15 protein-coding genes are annotated in these 19,079 nt (G+C 55.6%); 8 read left to right on the top strand and 7 right to left on the bottom strand.

Annotation, left to right across the window (positions count from 1 at the left end; translation table 11 throughout):
• Positions 1 to 7: 7 nt before the first annotated feature.
• The gene (locus AC5QPF_RS00330; protein ID WP_494964288.1) at positions 8 to 427 is read right to left on the bottom strand and encodes a sn-glycerol-3-phosphate transporter; all 420 of its coding nucleotides are present in this window, start codon (positions 425 to 427) and stop codon (positions 8 to 10) included.
• A gap of 852 nt (positions 428 to 1,279) precedes the next feature.
• Between AC5QPF_RS00330 and AC5QPF_RS00325 the strand changes: the two genes are divergently transcribed.
• The 3 genes from AC5QPF_RS00325 (at position 1,280) to AC5QPF_RS00315 (ending at position 3,878) form a co-directional block, all read left to right on the top strand.
• Positions 1,280 to 1,681 (top strand): hypothetical protein, encoded by a 402-nt coding sequence (locus AC5QPF_RS00325; protein ID WP_012269857.1) that lies wholly within the window; start codon positions 1,280 to 1,282, stop codon positions 1,679 to 1,681.
• 81 nt (positions 1,682 to 1,762) lie between these two features.
• Positions 1,763 to 2,425, top strand: a complete 663-nt coding sequence (locus tag AC5QPF_RS00320; protein WP_226342902.1) for a hypothetical protein — start codon at positions 1,763 to 1,765, stop codon at positions 2,423 to 2,425.
• Positions 2,426 to 3,350: 925 nt separating this feature from the next.
• Positions 3,351 to 3,878 carry a hypothetical protein gene (locus AC5QPF_RS00315; RefSeq protein ID WP_012269855.1) on the top strand — a complete coding sequence of 176 codons (528 nt, stop codon included), beginning with the start codon at positions 3,351 to 3,353 and terminating at the stop codon, positions 3,876 to 3,878.
• 101 nt (positions 3,879 to 3,979) lie between these two features.
• Here AC5QPF_RS00315 and AC5QPF_RS00310 read toward each other — a convergent pair whose 3' ends face one another.
• From AC5QPF_RS00310 to AC5QPF_RS00300, 3 genes are all read right to left on the bottom strand, one after another.
• Positions 3,980 to 4,303: a hypothetical protein gene (locus AC5QPF_RS00310; RefSeq protein WP_010951457.1), complete on the bottom strand. Its 324-nt coding sequence runs from the start codon at positions 4,301 to 4,303 to the stop codon at positions 3,980 to 3,982.
• Positions 4,304 to 4,420: 117 nt separating this feature from the next.
• Positions 4,421 to 5,095, bottom strand: coding sequence for a heavy metal response regulator transcription factor (locus AC5QPF_RS00305; RefSeq protein WP_003253420.1), 675 nt, complete (start codon positions 5,093 to 5,095; stop codon positions 4,421 to 4,423).
• 488 nt (positions 5,096 to 5,583) lie between these two features.
• Complete coding sequence (locus AC5QPF_RS00300) at positions 5,584 to 6,927, bottom strand: OprD family porin (protein ID WP_003253422.1); 1,344 nt, start codon at positions 6,925 to 6,927, stop codon at positions 5,584 to 5,586.
• Positions 6,928 to 7,330: 403 nt separating this feature from the next.
• Between AC5QPF_RS00300 and AC5QPF_RS00295 the strand changes: the two genes are divergently transcribed.
• From AC5QPF_RS00295 to AC5QPF_RS00275, 5 genes are all read left to right on the top strand, one after another.
• Positions 7,331 to 8,602 carry a TolC family protein gene (locus tag AC5QPF_RS00295; protein WP_010951456.1) on the top strand — a complete coding sequence of 424 codons (1,272 nt, stop codon included), beginning with the start codon at positions 7,331 to 7,333 and terminating at the stop codon, positions 8,600 to 8,602.
• Positions 8,603 to 8,670: 68 nt separating this feature from the next.
• Positions 8,671 to 9,921 carry an efflux RND transporter periplasmic adaptor subunit gene (locus tag AC5QPF_RS00290; RefSeq protein ID WP_010951455.1) on the top strand — a complete coding sequence of 417 codons (1,251 nt, stop codon included), beginning with the start codon at positions 8,671 to 8,673 and terminating at the stop codon, positions 9,919 to 9,921.
• A 24-nt stretch (positions 9,922 to 9,945) separates the two neighbouring features.
• A complete protein-coding gene (locus tag AC5QPF_RS00285) occupies positions 9,946 to 13,107 on the top strand; it encodes a CusA/CzcA family heavy metal efflux RND transporter (protein WP_010951454.1) in 3,162 nt (1,053 codons plus the stop codon).
• A gap of 162 nt (positions 13,108 to 13,269) precedes the next feature.
• A complete protein-coding gene (locus AC5QPF_RS00280) occupies positions 13,270 to 13,593 on the top strand; it encodes a DUF2790 domain-containing protein (protein ID WP_003253432.1) in 324 nt (107 codons plus the stop codon).
• A 202-nt stretch (positions 13,594 to 13,795) separates the two neighbouring features.
• Positions 13,796 to 15,793 (top strand): heavy metal translocating P-type ATPase, encoded by a 1,998-nt coding sequence (locus AC5QPF_RS00275; RefSeq protein WP_010951452.1) that lies wholly within the window; start codon positions 13,796 to 13,798, stop codon positions 15,791 to 15,793.
• Between the two features lie 92 nt (positions 15,794 to 15,885).
• Here AC5QPF_RS00275 and AC5QPF_RS00270 read toward each other — a convergent pair whose 3' ends face one another.
• From AC5QPF_RS00270 to AC5QPF_RS00260, 3 genes are all read right to left on the bottom strand, one after another.
• Positions 15,886 to 16,110, bottom strand: a complete 225-nt coding sequence (locus AC5QPF_RS00270; RefSeq protein WP_010951451.1) for a hypothetical protein — start codon at positions 16,108 to 16,110, stop codon at positions 15,886 to 15,888.
• 127 nt (positions 16,111 to 16,237) lie between these two features.
• Positions 16,238 to 17,263: a hypothetical protein gene (locus AC5QPF_RS00265; protein WP_011953109.1), complete on the bottom strand. Its 1,026-nt coding sequence runs from the start codon at positions 17,261 to 17,263 to the stop codon at positions 16,238 to 16,240.
• 298 nt (positions 17,264 to 17,561) lie between these two features.
• On the bottom strand, positions 17,562 to 18,869 hold the full coding sequence (locus AC5QPF_RS00260) for an OprO/OprP family phosphate-selective porin (protein ID WP_009395904.1): 1,308 nt from the start codon (positions 18,867 to 18,869) through the stop codon (positions 17,562 to 17,564).
• Positions 18,870 to 19,079: the final 210 nt, after the last annotated feature.

Below are 19,079 nucleotides of genomic sequence, written 5' to 3'. Positions count from 1 at the left end.
GAACATCTCAGAAACGAAGTCCCACGTTGATCATCCCTGCGGCTGCGCCGAGCACGACGAATTCAGCGCCCACCGGTCCCCAATGGGCGCCGAAGGAAGGAATGATCACCGGTGCAACGCCAAGGTGGTTGAGTGGGATCTTGTCGTCGTACTCGCCCTTGTAGCCTTCGATCAAACCACCGCTAAGTTTGACGTACACCGGGTAGCGCTCGTTCTCCCAGACCTTGCCGAGATAGGCGTAGTAGGAACGCTGGTAGAAGGAGTTCTTGAAGGTCGCCGCCCCCCACAATAAGCCATCGGTGTAGACACGCTCGATACCCACCAGTTCCTGGTGATTATTGTGCTCTGGGTCATGGCTCCAATGCCGGGTGTAGGCGCTGGTCTGCACATACCAGTAGTCACCTTCACGCTCCTGCTCCGCGGCCATCGGCGCTTGACTGGCAAGCACGAGCGCCAAGCCTGCAATCATCCATGGCTTCATGTTGAATCCCTCGTGGACAGTCTTCTGACACTAGCTGGACCAATGAAAAGCGCCACATTTGCCAAGACAATAAAAAAGGCCAACCCTTCGCAGGGTTGGCCTTTTCGTCGCGCGGGAAACCCGGTGTAGGTTCACAAAATAGGTGATAGGCCAGACCCCGTGAAATTGGAATCTTCGCCATTTTTTTTGTGAAATGAAGGGGTGCTTTTCACAGAAAAGCCGAGAAATCCCTACTCACCAATCACAAAAGTTGATTGGCCTGGAAAGGGCCGTTTACGACCGACGCGTGACTTTTCGGTAAGGGATGAGGAGTAGTCGCAGCGATCCTTTAGCTCCTAGTCTGGCGACCTTGGGTTCAGAATCCGACTGGCAATGCCCGCCGTCACTACTTCAGAGGAACCAGCTTCCTCTGCTGCCAAAATTGCGGGGGGCTCATGCTGGTACCCAGGCCCGACAAATGCGCAGTTGCAGCCCTCAATTGCAAGGCTATCCAAAGCGGCACGCGTGTCAATCAAGATCTGATGCATGACGATGGCCGGCCTCACGGAGGTGAAACCGGAGATTCAGATTGACTAAACCGACCCCGTAGACACCAACCTCCACGAAGGCCGCTATCGACCCAAAGCTGTCCTTCAAGAAAGGCAGCTAACGGCGAGAAGCGGTCATTTTGTATCTACAGGTTTCGGGGCGATTCACTCGTCTGATGCTCAGGAGCACCAGGATGGGCGTCAAGGAGGTGGTCATCTTGAGGTGGACTATGCTGACCAGTTGCTCTCAAATCTAATCGTGAGGTCCTCCATGGCAAACCCCAATCTGCTGGCTCTATTCAGAGATGAAGTCCTTCTGACCGGGCCTGAAAGCTCCCTTCCAAGCAACCTATCTCAGTTCTGGCTTGAGGAGCTCCAGAGTCATCTGGAGAGGTATTTCGACGGTTTGAACTCGGATTCAGATGCAGAAGAGAAGGATCTCGACATCTCTCTCCCACTCGCAGCGATCATCCACATCTTGTTCGCGAAGAATGGTGGGGAGGAGATATCCGAGAGCTCTGAAAAGCTGTACGAGTATTTCCAAGACTACCGGCTCGAACTGGCCCTTGAAGAGATCACGCGAAAGACTCATGTGGCTGCCGAGGCTGCAACCATTGAGACCATCTTCACCAACCGAGATGTCCTGGTGGAACAAGGCCCCCTTCTTCAATAGGTACCTCCACCGATGCCATCGCCGGCGGGCACGCTCCGAGGCATTGATGGAATGCATTTTGACGGCTGCCGAGATCAGCGAATGAAAGAAATTGCTGCGCCGATGTTCGATCTAATCGCTTTGTCGCTTCCACGAGGGTTGGGGTTTGGGGACAGCCCGCCAGTAGGGGCATGGCTTAGTGAGGACGGAATTTCTTGTGCCGCTCTAACCCGAAATATCCATTCCGGCAGCTTCGGAATTGTCACCTTGCGGCGTCGTGTCGATAGCGTGTGGGTGCTCCTCAGCCATAGTGAGCGCACCACTGGCGAGTCTGAAGCCCGCGCCTCAATCAGCCATTTTCTCTATACCCAAGCCCATCCGCTTCCACTCCCTTCAGGTGAACGACGACGTGCTCCTCTAAGCAGAATGGGTAAGCGCACACCAAGCGTGGTGTTCAAATCACTATTTGATCCAAGCCGCCGTATTGGGGCGTGGGCGCTGAATCAACTGTATCTCGCACTGCCATCCCCAGACAGAAATTGGGTTCCCGATTGCCAGACTGAGAATTTTCACACCCGCCTCTGGGAAGCCCACCTATTAGCGATTTTTCGTGAACAGGGACTCTTGGTCACCCAGCCTAAAGAATCACCCGATTTTCACATCGAGAATAGGCTGGGAGATGAGGCCTGGGTTGAAGCAGTGACAGCCAACCCGGAAGAGCGGTATGAGCATTTTGGCGCCTCGCCGGTCCCCCCCACCCGCTGACCGACATGAGCGTTTCTTAGGAGCGGCTGCAGAAAGGTTTGCGAGGACCATCCAAAACAAATTGGACAAGCGTTACGAATCCCTACCGCACGTGGAGGGTAAGCCGCTCATTCTGGCCTTAGCCGATTTCCATGCGCCCAGTTCAATGCTGTGGAGCAGGGAGTCGCTCATCAGCTATCTCTATGGCTTTGCAGTTCACTCATCTGCGCATCGTGGTACGCACCTGATAACTGTGGAGGAAGAGACATCTCTGCTATCAGGGCGCCCCAACGGCCTATTTACGCTAATGGAAAATGCCCATCTTTCAGCGGTCATTTTCACCAATGCCTGCACAGTGCCAAAGCTCAGCCGAGTGCCGATCTCAGGTGGAGCTCATCTAGACGGGTACCGATACTTGCGGTTTGGTGAGTTTTTCGACCGTTCTCCGGGAGCATCACGAGGTATCCCATTTCTGTTGGATGTAGCGTCCAGCGACTACGGTCAGCTCTGGCCGCAATATGGCTACGAGCCGTGGTCTGCTGAAGTGGAGGTATTCCATAACCCTATGGCACTATACCCGGTGCCTAATGAGTTGATACCAGAAGTCACCCACTGGAGAGAAGTAAACGGAAGAGTCGAGTGCGAATCTTTCTTTGATGTATCCATACTCCGATCCAGAACACTCGTCCTCAGTGCAAACGCTAAGGTTCCGTCACTCGATGAGTTGCTGACAGCAGCCAGTCCTCCAGAGCTCTGACGGCGGCGGGGTGGCCGCATCGTTGCCACGCAGGTAGATGAGAATTTCTCAGCAAGCTACCCAGCCAGGGGAAGGACATGAGATCCCCTGCGCAATTCAGGACCGTTGAAGCGTCACCTCTCTTCGGGTAAAAGCATGACCGTCATACAACGCTACAACAGCGTCATACCCGAGAGCATAGGAAGAAAAATGTCGATCCAAGGACTAAAACGATACTTTGGAAACAAGATTCACGCAGTGATAATGATGGCCCCGCTTAAGCGGGAAATGATACGCCTCGGCATATGCACCCTTATGGCGATTATTCTGAATATCATCTTGTATACCGGCGTTGAAGTAGACGGCACCATCAAGCCGTGGGCAGAAACCCCGATAAAACTGTTTGCATCGTCGATGTTATTCGCCTTCATGATCAAGGCTTTTCTGCCAGTTCTCGGCTGGACGATACTGAAAGCAATGCTGTTGAGTGCGAACAATGCCTTCAGCGGCATACTGAGTTTTTTGGGCAATCAGTTCACAGGCGTCATGTACTGTACCGGAATTATTATGGGTTCTATCACGATTAAATTGTATATGGTTTCCGGGGTTTTAGACTCTGAGTTTGCTTATCTGTCCGCAATCGTATTTGCTTCCGGGGTTTTATATTTCTATGTGCTGCAATGCGCCATTCAAAAAACAATGAGTCCGGCCCTGCGTACACCAGCAGTACCGCGTTAAACCACTAGGCTGTGACTATTCATCTCTGGTGCTCAGTAGGCGCTCGCTCTGCTGAACCCTCACCCATACACAACCATTAATGGACTGGCCCGCCTTCGACTTTATGAAGAAGGCGAGCGAGCACGTGACTGATTGCGCATGTATTCCGAGATGAGACTTTCGAAATTGATGTCCGCCTCCTCAACGAGAATATTGACGTGACAGTACAGCTCTTCAGGACCTCTGAGATAATTGAAAATCCTTGATCTAACGATGCCGCAAACCCCTTCTTTGACCGCCGTAGAGGGGAGGTTGATAACATCGCCAACGCACGGGATAAGAGCTAGGCCATGGTCGCTGTTGAAGACAATGTCAGCTGGACAGGCATCAATGCTGGCATCGGATTGTCCTTGCGAAACCTGCTGATAATCAATGCTATACCTCATGTACAGCCTACCTCATTTGTTGAGTGAGGAATCAGCGCCGCGGATCGTAAACAGAAACCTCAAGTTCGCAAGCGACGGGAGCATGTAGCGGATTTTCGGTACTAGAGAGCTTGGCAACTATCGTTTTTCAAGCACATACCCTACGCCCCGAAGCGTATGTATCAGTTTGGTCTCGAAAGGGTCATCTATCTTGGCTCTGAGTCTTCGAATCGACACCTCTACAACGTTTGTGTCGCAGTCAAAATTCATATCCCAAACCTGCGAAATAATTTGGGTGCGGCTCAGCACCACACCGGTATTACGCATCAGGTAATGCAGTAACGCGAATTCTTTCGTGGTCAGGTCAATGCGCTGACCGTCCCTGAATGCCCTGTGCCGGCTCTGATCAAGCTCCAGGTCAGCGACGCGAATGACCTCTACGGATGCAGGGTGATCTGACCTGCGCATCAAGGCGCGAACCCGGGCCAGCAGCTCAGGGAACTCAAATGGCTTGATCAGGTAGTCATCTGCTCCGTTCTCCAGCCCCCGGACCTTATCCGCCAGCCGGCTTCTCGCCGTCAGCATCATGATACGGGAAGGGCAGTTTTTACGACGCAACAACTCAAGGACCTGCCAACCGTCCATCTCTGGCAGATTTATATCCAGGATAATCAGCTCATATTCGTGCTGCTTAGCCAAGAATAATCCATCTGACCCGGTGTGGACGCAATCTACGACATAGCCACATTCCGTCAGACCTTGACGCACATACTCCGCAGTTTTTACTTCATCCTCAATTACCAGAATTCGCATGGGATTTTGTCTCGATATCACTGAGCAATTAACCGCGCACGCGCGCCGGCATTATTGAAAGGGATGGTAAATCAAAATGAGCGTGCCGGGGCTCAAATGACGGATTTGTAATTTCTAGGTAATACAGTTGATAGTCTGGCGGTATATCTTGTCGCGGTTTGGGTTTGACAGTTGCGGGCCCTCTCTCCAGCAGGTGATTTGACCTTATGAAGTATTGGGTTATTTTCTTCTTTGTGCTGGCTTCGTTCCGCTCAGATGACGGCGAGGTCGCTCACATTGAAGAGACTGGTCATTGGTGTAGTCATGAACTTCACCGGCATGCGATGCGTACAATCGAACGCCTACTTGAATTTTAGGCAAAAAAAGGCGCCCAATGGGCGCCAAATATCCACCTTTTACCAAAGGAGCACTTAAGCCACTCAAGGTGAATTCGTAATGCTCGTTTTACTAATAGGACCAGTTAATGAATAACTGGTCCAGTTAGCGAATTACAGAATCGAAAGCGGGTACTCAATGATCACACGGGTTTCATCCAGATCCGATTCGAATGCAGTGGCACGTGTGGTTGCCTGGCGCAACCGGAAGGACAGATCTTTTGCTGGACCGGTTTGGACAACGTATTTGACTTCGACGTCACGCTCCCAACGCTTCTGATTGTCGAGCGGGTTGCCGTTGTCATCAGTGCGCATGTAGAACTGGTTAGCGTTCGAGTAATCCGCGCCCGAGCCTCTGGCGTAGCGGGTCATGAACGTCAGGCCTGGAATGCCGTAGCTGGTGAAGTTCAGGTCATAGCGCAGCATCCAGGAACGCTCTTTCGGCGAGTTGAAGTCGCTGTACTGGATGGAGTTGTCGACGAAAATCGAGTCCGACTGACGCAGGTAGTCAAAATCGTCGTCGCCGTTGTTGCGCTGGTGCGACAGGGCTAGGGTATGGGCACCGTAACGCACGCCGACCTTGGCACTCCAGATGTTGTTGTCGAATTCACCCAGGCGCTTCTTACCTTCATCTACGGCTTTGTAGTAGTTGAAGCCACCGATCAGCGCCAGATCGTCGCTCAGCGGGTAAACCACGCTGGTGCCGGCGTAGTACTGATTCCAGACGTCTTTCAGCTGGCTGGCGTAGACGCTCACAGTCCAGTTGTCGTTGATCGAGTAGTCACCGCCACCGTAACCGATCCATGGCGAGTTGACCGGGCCGCCGTAGAACGTCACGAAGTTGTCGTTCAGGTTGCTTGAGACCGGCTGGCTCATCGCATGCAGACGACCACCCTGCAGGGTGAGGCCTTGGATGCTGGTGTTCTCAACGGTCACGCCGCGGAAGCTTTCTGGCAGCAGGCGAGAGTCGCCGGATGCAACGACCGGAGTCGATGGGAAAACATCACCTACTTTCACGATGGTATCGAACAAGCGGACTTTGGCTGCGCCGCCGACCTTGGTGTATTCGTCGCGAGCTTCGCCCTTGTTATCAACGGGTAGCACGTCGAAGGAGCTACGGCCGCCGTTGCGCCCATCACCGGTGTCGAGCTTGAGGCCGATCATGGCGAAGGCATCAACGCCAAAGCCAACGGTTCCCTGGGTAAACCCAGAGTTGAATTTGCTGATGATCGCGTGCGCCCAGGCTTCGGAGTAGCCGTTGGTGTTGCCCTTGCCACTGTTATAAGTGGGGGCAGTGCTGTCGCGGTTATCACGGTTGAAGTAGAAGTTACGGTTCAGCACTGTAAGGCTGCTGCCTTCAATGAAGCCTTCTGGCTTGTCTTCTGCCTGTGCCGAAATAGCATAGCTTCCAGACAGCGCAGAAACTGCCGCCAAATACAGTGGTACTTTGATTTTCATCCGATGCTCCTTTGATTCACGGCAGTTTTTATTATGTTTACCGGCGCGGGTGTCGTTAATTGTTCTGACCAGGCGGCGCGCCTAGCGTAGCGCGAGCTCATATTTGCAGGCCGAAGATAACGGGGGGGTGATAGGAAAATTACAATTTCGTCATCTACCTGTTGTTCGGGCCTTCGCACCGCGTGTTTGCCATCTCCGTTGCTTGTAACGAAATCATCGTGTCGGGTTTGGTTTCCCAGTATTTTCGGGCATTACAGGACATTCTTACGGAATTGTAATTTTCTAGCCACCCCTCTGATAGCTACCGCTCATTAGAGTGCCATCACCTAATCAAGTGGGGCTTGGCAGCTGTTTCGGCGTTCTCGCCAAGCTTTATCGAAGTTTGTGCACGAGGACCATCAAAGTGCCCCGGTATAACCGCAATGTCTTACCCAAGACCCCCGTCTCGCCCTGGAAGATCGCTGCACTCTGTGCAGTCATCTCTGGGTTGATGGCGCCTGCAGCCCTTGCCCAAAGCATCAGCTTGCCCCAGGCGCTTTCGACGGCCATGGATGCCAACCCAGACCTGGCCGCGGCCAGGCAAGAAATTGGGATCGCTGATGGTGCTCGCAAGCAGGCCGGGCTTATCCCCAACCCCACAATCTCGTATGACGTGGAAGACACCCGTCGTAACACCAGCCAGACGACTGTCTCTCTCAGCCAGACCCTTGAGCTGGGCGGTAAGCGGGGGGCTCGTGTTGACGTCGCCACATACGGGCAGACCGCCGCACAGCTTGAGTTAGACCGTCGCGTTAACGGCCTGCGTGCAGATGTCGTCCAAGCCTTTTACGCCGCGTTGCGGGCCCAGACAGGTCTCGACCTGGCCAAGCAATCTCTCGAACTGACTGAGCGCGGTCTTCGCATCGTCGATGGCCGTGTTCGCGCAGGTAAGTCGTCCCCAGTGGAGGCGACCCGCGCTCAAGTGCAACTGGCCGAAGCCCAGCTGCAAGTTCGACGTGCAGAAACGGAAAAAGCGACCGCTTACCAACAGCTCGCTCAAATTACCGGGAGCTCAGTCACCGTGTTTGATCGACTCGAATCGCCAACCCTCTCCCCGGGCTTGCCACCTCGCACTGAAGATCTGCTGGCTAAGCTCGACCAAACAGCAGAAATGCGTCAGGCCGTGGTGCAGATAGACAAGAGCGATGCCTCGCTCGGCTCAGAGAAAGCTCAGCGTATCCCGAACCTTACTGTCAGTGTAGGTAGCCAGTACGACCGCTCTGTGCGCGAGCGGGTCAACACTGTGGGCCTGTCTATGCCTTTGCCGCTGTTCGATCGTAACCAGGGCAACATTCTTTCCGCTTCTCGTCGTGCAGATCAGGCCCGGGACCAGCGCAATGCTGTTGAGCTGCGCCTGCGCACCGAAACCCAAACCGCGTTGAACCAATGGTCCACCGCCATGCAGGAGGTCGAGTCCTACGACAAGACCATTCTGCCTTCAGCCCAACAAGCCGTAGAGACCGCAACCCGCGGCTTCGAGATGGGCAAATTCGGTTTCATCGAAGTGCTGGATGCCCAGCGCACCTTGATCGTCGCTCGTGGCCAATACCTCGAATCGTTGGCAGCGGCGACCAATGCGCGTGCGCAGGTGGAAAGGGTTTATGGCGAAGTCGGCTCAACCGCCGGCACTCGCTGAACGGGCCAAACATTTTCTTCGGCACACAGCCTTGAACAAGCCGGTGCCTACGATCAGCAGGAGTAGCAATGGATAACAAACGCAAGATCGCCCTCGCGGTAGCCGCTGTGGCAGCCCTCGGATTTGGCAGCCTTGCCTGGAACAACAGTTCCGGACAGCAGGCCGCCAGTACTGCCGAGCATGGCGCTAACGATGGCCATGGCGACGAAAAGAAAGCCGCATCTGCCGCCAAAGAGGAAGGTGATGAGGGCCATGGTGAAGAAGGCCACAGCGAAGAGGGCGGTGAAGAAGAGGGCAAGCTGACGCTCAGCGCTGAACAGATCAAGGCCGCTGGTGTTGCCCTGGAAGCTGCAGCGCCTCGTGACCTCGGTACCGTCGTGAGCTTCCCTGGCGAAATTCGCTTCGACGAAGATCGTACTGCCCACGTGGTTCCTCGTGTTCCTGGCGTTGTTGAGGCTGTCCAGGCCAACCTGGGCGAGACGGTCAAGAAAGGGCAAGTCCTCGCGGTAATCGCCAGCCAGCAGATCTCTGACCTGCGCAGCGAACAACAGGCCGCACAGCGTCGCGTCGAACTGGCGCGTGTGACCTTCGAACGTGAGAAGCAACTGTGGCAGGACAAGATCTCTGCAGAGCAAGACTACCTCCAAGCACGCCAAGCGCTGCAAGAAGCGGAGATCTCCTTGGCCAACGCCAAGCAGAAGGTCGGCGCAATCGGTGCCTCGGTTAACTCCGTTGGCGGTAATCGTTACGAGCTCCGCGCTCCCTTCGACGCCGTGGTAGTGGAGAAACACCTGACCGTCGGCGAAGTCGTCAGCGAGGCGACCAACGCCTTCATCCTTTCCGACCTGAATCAGGTCTGGGCGACCTTCGCAGTTCCGCCGACAGATCTGGGCAAGGTCACGACTGGCCGTGCAGTGAAAGTCTCTTCGCCTGACATGAACGTCGAGGTCGAAGGGAAGGTGGGTTATGTCGGCAGCCTGCTGGGCGAGCAAAACCGTGCAGCTACTGTCCGCGTCACCTTGACCAACCCCAACGGCGCCTGGCGTCCAGGCCTGTTCGTAAACATTGCGGTCACCTCCCAGACCGATCGAGTTGCCGTAGCGGTCCCTGAGCACGCTGTGCAGACCGTTGAAGACAAACCTTCGGTATTCGTACGCACCCCAGATGGCTTTGACACCCGCCCGGTAAAACTGGGTCGCCGCGACAATGGGTACGTGGAAATCATCGACGGTATTGAAGCCGGCGCCCAGGTAGCAACCAGTGGCAGCTTCACACTCAAGTCCGAGCTCGGCAAAGCTTCTGCCGAACACGGTCACTGATGCGAACTGACAGGATGATTTCTCATGTTTGAACGTATCATCAGATTCGCCATCGAGCAGCGCATCGTAGTAATGATCGCCGTTCTGATCATGGCGGGTATCGGTATCTACAGCTATCAAAAGCTGCCCATCGATGCGGTACCCGATATCACCAACGTCCAGGTGCAGATCAACACTGCAGCGCCTGGTTACTCGCCCTTGGAAACCGAACAACGGATCACGTTTCCAGTTGAAACGGCCATGGCCGGTCTCCCGGGCCTTCAGCAGACCCGTTCCCTGTCTCGCTCTGGCCTGTCTCAGGTCACCGTGATCTTCAAGGATGGCACTGACATCTTCTTTGCCCGCCAGTTGATCAACGAGCGGCTGCAGGTTGCGAAGGAACAGCTGCCAGAAGGTGTAGAGGCCGTCATGGGTCCGGTATCTACCGGCCTCGGCGAGATCTTCCTGTGGACTGTTGAAGCCGAAGATGGCGCGGTCAAAGAGGACGGTACGCCGTACACCCCGACCGACCTGCGCGTGATCCAGGACTGGATCATCAAGCCTCAGCTGCGTAACGTCCCGGGTGTGGCCGAGATCAATACCATCGGCGGTTATGCCAAGCAGTTCCTGGTTGCGCCGGATCCAAAGCGCCTGGCTACCTACAAGCTGACACTCAATGACCTGGTCGCAGCGTTGGAAAGTAACAACGCCAACGTCGGTGCCGGCTACATCGAGCGTAATGGTGAACAGTTGCTCATCCGTGCACCGGGTCAGGTAGGCAATATCGAAGACATCGCCAACATCGTGATCACCAGTGTGGATGGTGCACCGATTCGCATCAGCAGCGTTGCTGACGTCAGCATCGGTAAAGAGCTCCGTACAGGTGCTGCTACTGAGAACGGCCGCGAAGTCGTGCTCGGTACCGTGTTCATGCTGATTGGTGAAAACAGCCGCACCGTATCTCAAGCTGTCGCCGCCAAATTGGCGGACATCAACCGCACCCTGCCAAAGGGCGTGGTGGCTGTGACTGTTTACGACCGTACCAACCTGGTTGAAAAAGCCATCGCGACGGTGAAGAAGAACCTGGTGGAAGGCGCGATCCTGGTTATCGCCATTCTGTTCCTGTTCCTCGGCAACATCCGTGCGGCTCTGATCACCGCGATGGTGATTCCGCTGTCCATGCTGTTCACCTTCACAGGCATGTTCAACAACAAGGTCAGTGCCAACTTAATGAGTTTGGGGGCACTCGACTTCGGCATCATCGTCGACGGTGCCGTGGTTATTGTAGAAAACGCGATCCGTCGACTGGCTCATGCGCAACATAAGCATGGCCGCATGCTCACCAAAACCGAACGCTTCCACGAGGTCTTTGCCGCGGCGCGAGAAGCTCGCCGGCCGCTGATCTTCGGTCAGCTGATCATCATGGTGGTGTACCTGCCGATCTTCGCCCTCACCGGCGTCGAAGGCAAAATGTTCCACCCGATGGCCTTCACCGTTGTGATGGCGCTGCTGGGTGCAATGGTCCTGTCCGTTACCTTTGTTCCTGCAGCTATTGCCATGTTCGTCACTGGCAAGGTGAAGGAAGAGGAAGGCGTGGTCATGCGCACAGCTCGACTGCGCTATGAACCGGTTCTGCAATGGGTGCTGGGACATCGGAACATCGCTTTCTCGGCCGCAGTAGCCTTGGTCGTGCTCAGTGGTTTGCTGGCAAGTCGTATGGGTAGCGAGTTCATCCCAAGCCTCAGTGAGGGTGACTTTGCGATGCAGGCCATGCGTGTGCCTGGAACGAGCCTCACTCAATCTGTCGAGATGCAGCAGCGTCTGGAGAAAGCGGTGATTGCGCAGGTGCCTGAAGTTGAGCGGATGTTCGCACGCTCGGGTACCGCAGAAATTGCATCTGACCCGATGCCGCCGAACGCCTCTGACGCCTACATCATGCTCAAGCCTCAGGATCAGTGGCCTAACCCGAAGAAGCCTCGTGATGAGCTGATTGCTGAAGTACAGAAGGCCGCAGCGGGTGTTCCAGGAAGCAACTACGAGTTGTCGCAGCCAATCCAACTGCGTTTCAACGAGCTGATTTCGGGCGTGCGTAGTGACGTCGCTGTGAAAGTCTTCGGCGATGACATGGACGTGCTCAACAACACCGCCAACAAGATCGCGGCAGCGCTCAAAGCGGTCCCGGGCTCATCGGAAGTGAAAGTTGAGCAGACATCCGGCCTGCCGGTGCTGACCATCAACATTGACCGCGAAAAAGCAGCACGCTACGGCCTGAACATCGCGGATGTTCAGAACTCGATCGCTATCGCCGTGGGTGGTCGCCAGGCCGGCACGCTGTATGAGGGCGACCGTCGGTTCGACATGGTAGTGCGCCTGCCTGAGACCGTTCGCACCGACGTAGCGGGGATGTCCAGTTTGCTGATTCCGGTGCCTGCCAATGCGGCTCAGGGTGCCAACCAGATCGGTTTCATCCCGCTGTCGCAGGTCGCTAATCTGGACCTGCAACTGGGCCCGAACCAAATCAGCCGCGAGAACGGCAAACGTCTGGTTATCGTCAGCGCCAACGTTCGAGGCCGCGATCTGGGGTCCTTCGTTGAGGAGGCGACCGCATCGCTGGACAAGAAGGTGCAAATCCCTGCGGGCTACTGGACGACTTGGGGGGGCCAGTTCGAGCAGCTGCAGTCGGCTGCCAAACGCCTGCAGATCGTTGTTCCAGTCGCCTTGCTGCTGGTCATGACCTTGTTGTTCCTGATGTTCAACAACCTGAAGGACGGCATGCTGGTCTTCACCGGTATTCCATTCGCACTCACCGGTGGTGTTGTGGCGTTGTGGCTGCGGGACATCCCACTGTCGATCTCGGCAGGTGTCGGCTTCATTGCACTGTCCGGCGTTGCAGTACTGAACGGCCTGGTGATGATTGCCTTCATCCGCGGGCTAAGGGAGGAGGGACGAACGCTCAGACAGGCAGTCGATGAAGGTGCATTGACCCGTCTGCGACCTGTTCTGATGACAGCCTTGGTAGCGTCCCTGGGCTTCATCCCGATGGCTTTGGCCACCGGCACCGGTGCCGAAGTTCAGCGGCCATTGGCGACGGTGGTGATTGGCGGGATCCTGTCCTCCACCGCACTGACCTTGCTGGTACTGCCTGCCCTGTATCACTGGGCACACCGCAAGGATGAAGACGGCGACGAGGCCGAAGTGGTTAGCTAACAGCCTCCGCTAAAGAGAAGCCCACAACACGTGTTGTGGGCTTTTTTGTTTAAAGTGAAGTAGATGCACTTACCTTTCAAAATTGTAAGTTTCTCGTCATGCCGGTGATGCCTATGCATTGCTAAGGTTACGCCCGAGAAGTTTTGAAATTGAGAGGGTTTTATGAAAAAGCTAATTATCGCTGCTGCACTTGTTGTTTTCTCGGTGGCTTCGCAGGCCAACACTTTCTCCGAGAGCAAGCAGCTTCAATACACCAAGGAACACCAGACCGCAGTGGCCAAGTACGCGGAGAAAAATGGCAAGCCAATGCCAGAGATTCAGGATTACAAATATGGCATGAAGATAGACGTTGCGAAATTCGTACGTCAGTCGCAGGACCCCCGTACCTGCCAGGTCTATCCACGGTTGATGACCTTCGAGGACTCCCAGGGCACGCTCAAGACTGTTCGTTACTCGATGTATTCGCAATGCATCAACAACAAGTAGTAAACGATTTGAACAGAACAATTAGAGAATTCATAAATGCCAGGCAGTGCCTGGCATTTTTTATTACGCCCGATACCCCATAGCTTCGAAATGTTAACGCCTGGGCTCGGGCAAACCGTGCAATAGATCTTAGCCAACCAACAGAGACGGCTCCCCAACTGCAGAGGGCAATTGGAAGCCTTGACCCCAGAAGGGACGAGTTATGAAGAGTTTGCTTGAACGCCCTGATGACCAAGCCGGGCATGAAGGTCATAGCCATGAGCATGGCGGCATTTTTGGAATGAACACAGAGCTGATTTTCGCGCTGATCTGTGGTGCTCTCCTGGGTGCCGGAGCTCTCGCAGGAAAACTTGGCCTGATTGATCGTCTGCCTCTGATTCTGTACGTGTCGGCCTACGTGTTCGGTGGATGGTTCACCACTAAGGAAGCGGTTACCAACATCCGTCAGAAACGCTTCGAGATCGACTCGCTGATGCTTCTCGCCGCAGTCGGTGCCGCGAGCATCGGCGCCTGGGCGGAGGGGGCTCTGCTGCTGTTCCTGTTCAGTCTGGGGCATTCCCTTGAAAGCTACGCGATGGGGCGGGCCAAGAAAGCGATTGAGGCACTGTCCAAGCTCGCACCAGCCACCGCGATCGTACGCAGAGCAAATGGCACGGTGGAGATGCCCGTGGAGCTGCTGGTTCCCGGTGACGTTGTCATCGTGCGCCCCAATGACCGCCTGCCGGCCGATGGTTTTGTAGTCGTAGGCTCCTCAAGTATCAACCAGGCGCCAGTAACCGGTGAGAGCGTCCCCGTGGACAAGCAACCTGTTCCTGATGCCGAACTCGCACGCAGCAAGCCAGATGCAGTGGATGCAGCCTCGAAAGTCTTCGCCGGTACCATCAATGGCGAAACGCTCATCGAGGTTGAGGTAACACGGCGCTCTACGGAGAGTACCTTGGCGCGGGTCATCAAGATGGTCAGTGAAGCCGAAGTCAGGAAGTCACCGACCCAGCGATTCACGGACCGCTTCCAACGCATATTCGTCCCGTTGGTTTTACTGCTGGTAGTCGGGCTGCTATTTGCCGGCATTTTCCTTGACGAGCCGTTCCGTGACTCGTTCTACCGGGCGATGGCCGTACTGGTTGCAGCCAGCCCCTGCGCGCTCGCGATCGCTACACCAAGCGCCATTCTCTCTGGCATCGCCAGGGCAGCCCGAGGTGGCGTGCTGATCAAGGGCGGTGCGCCACTTGAAGAGCTTGGATCATTGAATGCCATGGCATTCGACAAGACCGGTACCCTGACCGAAGGGCGCCCACGTATCACCGATGTAATACCCATAGGCGGCACGCAGATCGAGGATCTGCTAAACGTCGCCATCGCTGTGGAGTCGATGAGCGACCATCCGCTGGCTGCGGCAATTGTGCGTGACGGTGAAGAGATGATTGGCACACGGCGCCGATTCCAAGCCAAGAACATGAGCAACATGATTGGCCGCGGCGTGCGTGCTGAGCTTGATGGGCAGTTCGTCTGGATTGGCAAGGTCGAGATGTTCGGTACCAATGGTATTCCCGCACTCAGCAAGGCAGCCCTGGAGGCTGCGGAGCGTCTACGTCAGTCAGGCCGTACCACCATGGTGGTACGGCGTGCTGACAAGGATCTGGGCGCTATCGGGCTATTGGACACACCCCGGGAGGGGGCCAAAGAGGCACTCCAGAAGCTTAGAGAGATGGGCATCGAACGCATGGTCATGATTTCTGGAGACCACAACCGCGTTGCAGAGGCTGTAGCCAAACAAGTTGGCTTAGATGAAGCGTGGGGAGACCTGATGCCGGAAGACAAGGTCAAGGCCATCAAAAACCTGCGCCTTAGCGCCAAGGTGGCCATGGTGGGTGACGGCGTCAATGATGCCCCTGCCATGGCCAGTTCGAGCGTTGGTATCGCAATGGGGGCTGCTGGATCTGATGTTGCCCTGGAAACGGCTGATATCGCGCTTATGGCTGACGACATCAGGCAACTCCCATTTGCGGTGGGGCTGAGCCGTCACACGCGATCGATCATCCACCAGAATCTGTTCGTCAGCTTGGGGATTGTGGCCATCCTGGTTCCGTCCACCATCATGGGCTTGAGCATTGGTGCCGCTGTTGCGATCCATGAGGGCTCCACACTGTTGGTCGTCTTCAACGCCTTGCGCCTGTTGGCCTACCGCAGAAGCACCTGATCCCTGAGCTTCAATCATGAAGCTAAGCAGGGAAATGACCTGAAGTAGAAGTACGGGTCGTGCGCGATCAGCGCACGACCCGTACTTTTCTCTCACTCGTCGATCCCGATGCGCTTGAGGCTTTCAAGGGCCTTTCCGCACTCAGGTGAGCCATGCCGTAAGCCGCAGGCCAATGCAGCTTTGAGGCTCATGACACCGGCTACGAAACCGACTTGATTGCCGACTCCGTGTCCGTCCGCAAATCCCTGATCATACGCAATCTCGACAAGCGCATTGATCGCCGCCAGGGTGTCCTGTTTGTTTTTACTCTTTTGCATATCTACTCCGCGAGCATTCAGCTCATATCGCTCGGTTAGGTGGCGGCGCCTTCAGGTTTGGGGTGAGCGAATCCCGCTCCCATAGCCAATCCCTAACGGGGGGCTCAGCCCGCCACCGTAAGGAAAATCAGCTATTGAGAGCAGATGACTCGTTTTGGTCACCCGTGCTGCTCGCCTCACCGCATTGGCACTGAGTGGGTACATCCGGGTAGTCGCTGTGATTCTCAATGAACAGCGTTCGGCAGGTTTCGCACCCATAGATCCGGGGCAGGGATTTAAGGCCGCTCGGAAGCACGTCACTCAGAGGCTCGTTATGCCAAGGAGCCCCGTCAAGGATTCTTGAACGCAGGATGTTTCCCAGGCGCCAGGTGTCACTTTGTGCGCGCCAGGACCACATCGGCGCAGAAAGCGAATACTGGATGAAGGTCTCTTGTGACTGCCTGGATAGCGGGTACTTGGGGCGGGTCCAGCCGGAATCGATGATGCTGAACCCCATGCCCATTTCTGCGCTCGGGTGGGTCTTTTCACCAAAGAAACGGTCATGCGTCGCTGGAGCCGTCGCATGATGGTCAGTCGGTGGGAATACCCACAGATAACACTCATCCCGGTTGACCATGCTGATGAGCTCGCTTGGCCCCCGCATGGGGGAATTTGCAGCCAGGGCGAAGCGATCCTTCCACGACATTTTGGGAGGCGGCGCAATACCAGCAGCGATGGCCAACGTGGCAGTCTTGGGGACGAAGCGATCGCCTAGCTCGTTCAGATCCAGGTTCTTGCAGAGAGCCTTGAAGGCCTTTTTGCGAGTCTTCGAGCTGAAGGAGGGGTCAAGGAGCAGGCGAACCTGGTTCACGCCGATTCCCGCAGTTCGTAGCACCTCAATGACTTCTTCAGCCACACCGACTGCTTGAAGATCGGTCAATCCTAAGCACGTTTTCGCCCGCTCGACCGCCGCGTAGAGGTTGTACTGCCGTGTCTCGTTGTCACGACAGACCTGAATTGGCAGCTTGTCTTGGATGGCAACTTGCGGTGCAACGGAGCCGATGGCCGCGTGGAACAGCTGGTGGAGGTGCAGATGAGAGTACGGGCGGCCAGAAGCCGAGAACGAGGCGTGCAGCTGAGCAGCGAGAGGTTGAAGCAGCTTTTTTGCAGACATGACTATCCCCTAATGAGCGACGTTGGGGTAGCTGCGCTTGTAGGGCCGTTAGACGCGAAGCTGGACGTCGAATCAGGTTCAATCATGAATAGGAGTCAGGTTTGATTTGCTTGCACGGCCACCATGCAAAGCCCGACGCGGCAATCACATCAGATTCGCCGAGCTTTGGCAAGAGCGGTCATCGGTAAGCGAAAGCAGGTAGGAGGAGGGCGCTCCATGCTTGATCACCTCCAGAAACAGGAAAGCCGGAAGCACGTTGAGCGCTTCCGGCTTTCTCACGTCAGACTGATGAGAGGGATCAGAAGACGTATTGCAGGCGGGTCACGATGGCATTGCCGCTGTCGTCGCCCACGGTGTTCTCGTTGTTGTCGGTGCGCACGTTGATGTAGTTGGCACTGACTTTCACCGCCTCGTTGACGTACCAGTTCACACCCACCGTGTGGCTCTTGGCCTTGCGCTCGTTCGATTGGTCCGCCGCGGTGACCAGGTTGCCGTCTTCGACCTTGATATCGTCAAAGCGGTAGAAGACTTCCCAGGCCCCCAGTTCCTTGTTCTCTGGTTTGATAGTGTCGAACTTGGCACCATCGAGCTTGTAGATACGCGGCTCGCCGGTCAGGGTGTAAGCCATCTGGGCGTAGTAACCGGAGGCCTTCATGTCGTTGTTGGCCTGGTCAGCTTTCAGCTTGCGGCGAAGGTATTCCGCTTGAACCGAGAACGGGCCGGTGGCCCAGGCACCTTCGAGACCCCAGACCGAGTCGTCCTTCCACAGGCCATCTTGTGCAGCAGCACCGCCAAACAGCATGCGGTTGCCGTTGGTGCCGGCATCGCCGCCGCCATTGGTATCTACACCGCGGACGCCCAGACGCGAACGAATCCGGGTATCGACCGCACTGTTTTTGAGGTCGCGGTAAGCGTACTGAGCACCGACGTGCAGGACGTTGCCATCACTGTGCAGCGGTGCGAACACGCCACGTACGTTGTAGCGCTTGGTGCTGTCGCCATCCGAGTTGTTATTGGTTTCGCTGAAAACGCTACCGGAAACATAAGCCATGTCAGCGATGGTGCTGGTGGCTTGAACACCCATGCCGGCGTTGTCGTTGATCCAGTCCGCCAGGTCGTACGAGAGGTTCCGCTCCATGGCGGTGGTCCACTTCGAACTGGTGGCTTTCTCAAGACCGAAGTCGGTGTAGAAACGGCCAAAGCGCAGTTGCACCGGCTTGAAACCCGTGTAGGTCAGGCTGGCTTCGTCGAAGTAGCCGTCGGAGTCGTTGCCCGTGTTGCGGGAAAGGTCGTAGTTGAGCTGATACTTCCAGTCGCGGTACAGCACGCCACCGAGCTCAAGGTAGGCGCGACGGAAGTAGCCTGCGTCAGCGGTATCGCCATTCTTGGTGAAGACACCATCGAAACGGCCGTAGTCGGCCTGAACTCGGCCGCCCAGTTTGAAACTGAATTCCTTGTCAGAAGTCGATACTTCAAGACCGCCCTTGGTCTTCAGAACGATGTCAGCTCCGTCAGTGGTTACTGTTCCGGAGAATGCTTGCGAGGAAAATGTGCCTATTATTGCGGCAGCCAACAGCTTTTCCCGCATGTTCGAAGAACGGATCATTGCTTGCCTCTCGTATGTTAAGTGCTTAGCTACCGACGTTATATTTCGCCCTGCGCCGGCCTAAATTTATCTTGCAGATGGGAGCAGGCCACGGTTGTCACCCGCTGTAACAAGATGCCTTTGTTCTAAGCACTCTGACTAGGTTGCAAGCGAATATGACAGTTGTGTTTCTGTAGTGTTAACGGAGGAGTTTGAAACCTAACAAAACTG

Source organism: Pseudomonas sp. Con_6 (assembly GCF_059379395.1).
This window is presented reverse-complemented; position numbering and strand designations above follow the sequence as displayed.

Coding starts and splice junctions, on each gene's coding strand:
- AC5QPF_RS00330 (WP_494964288.1), bottom strand. CDS start 427: ATGGCCGCGGAGCAGGAGCGTGAAGGTGACTACTGGTATGTGCAGACC.
- AC5QPF_RS00325 (WP_012269857.1), top strand. CDS start 1,280: ATGGCAAACCCCAATCTGCTGGCTCTATTCAGAGATGAAGTCCTTCTG.
- AC5QPF_RS00320 (WP_226342902.1), top strand. CDS start 1,763: ATGAAAGAAATTGCTGCGCCGATGTTCGATCTAATCGCTTTGTCGCTT.
- AC5QPF_RS00315 (WP_012269855.1), top strand. CDS start 3,351: ATGTCGATCCAAGGACTAAAACGATACTTTGGAAACAAGATTCACGCA.
- AC5QPF_RS00310 (WP_010951457.1), bottom strand. CDS start 4,303: ATGAGGTATAGCATTGATTATCAGCAGGTTTCGCAAGGACAATCCGAT.
- AC5QPF_RS00305 (WP_003253420.1), bottom strand. CDS start 5,095: ATGCGAATTCTGGTAATTGAGGATGAAGTAAAAACTGCGGAGTATGTG.
- AC5QPF_RS00300 (WP_003253422.1), bottom strand. CDS start 6,927: ATGAAAATCAAAGTACCACTGTATTTGGCGGCAGTTTCTGCGCTGTCT.
- AC5QPF_RS00290 (WP_010951455.1), top strand. CDS start 8,671: ATGGATAACAAACGCAAGATCGCCCTCGCGGTAGCCGCTGTGGCAGCC.
- AC5QPF_RS00285 (WP_010951454.1), top strand. CDS start 9,946: ATGTTTGAACGTATCATCAGATTCGCCATCGAGCAGCGCATCGTAGTA.
- AC5QPF_RS00280 (WP_003253432.1), top strand. CDS start 13,270: ATGAAAAAGCTAATTATCGCTGCTGCACTTGTTGTTTTCTCGGTGGCT.
- AC5QPF_RS00275 (WP_010951452.1), top strand. CDS start 13,796: ATGAAGAGTTTGCTTGAACGCCCTGATGACCAAGCCGGGCATGAAGGT.
- AC5QPF_RS00270 (WP_010951451.1), bottom strand. CDS start 16,110: ATGCAAAAGAGTAAAAACAAACAGGACACCCTGGCGGCGATCAATGCG.
- AC5QPF_RS00265 (WP_011953109.1), bottom strand. CDS start 17,263: ATGTCTGCAAAAAAGCTGCTTCAACCTCTCGCTGCTCAGCTGCACGCC.
- AC5QPF_RS00260 (WP_009395904.1), bottom strand. CDS start 18,869: ATGATCCGTTCTTCGAACATGCGGGAAAAGCTGTTGGCTGCCGCAATA.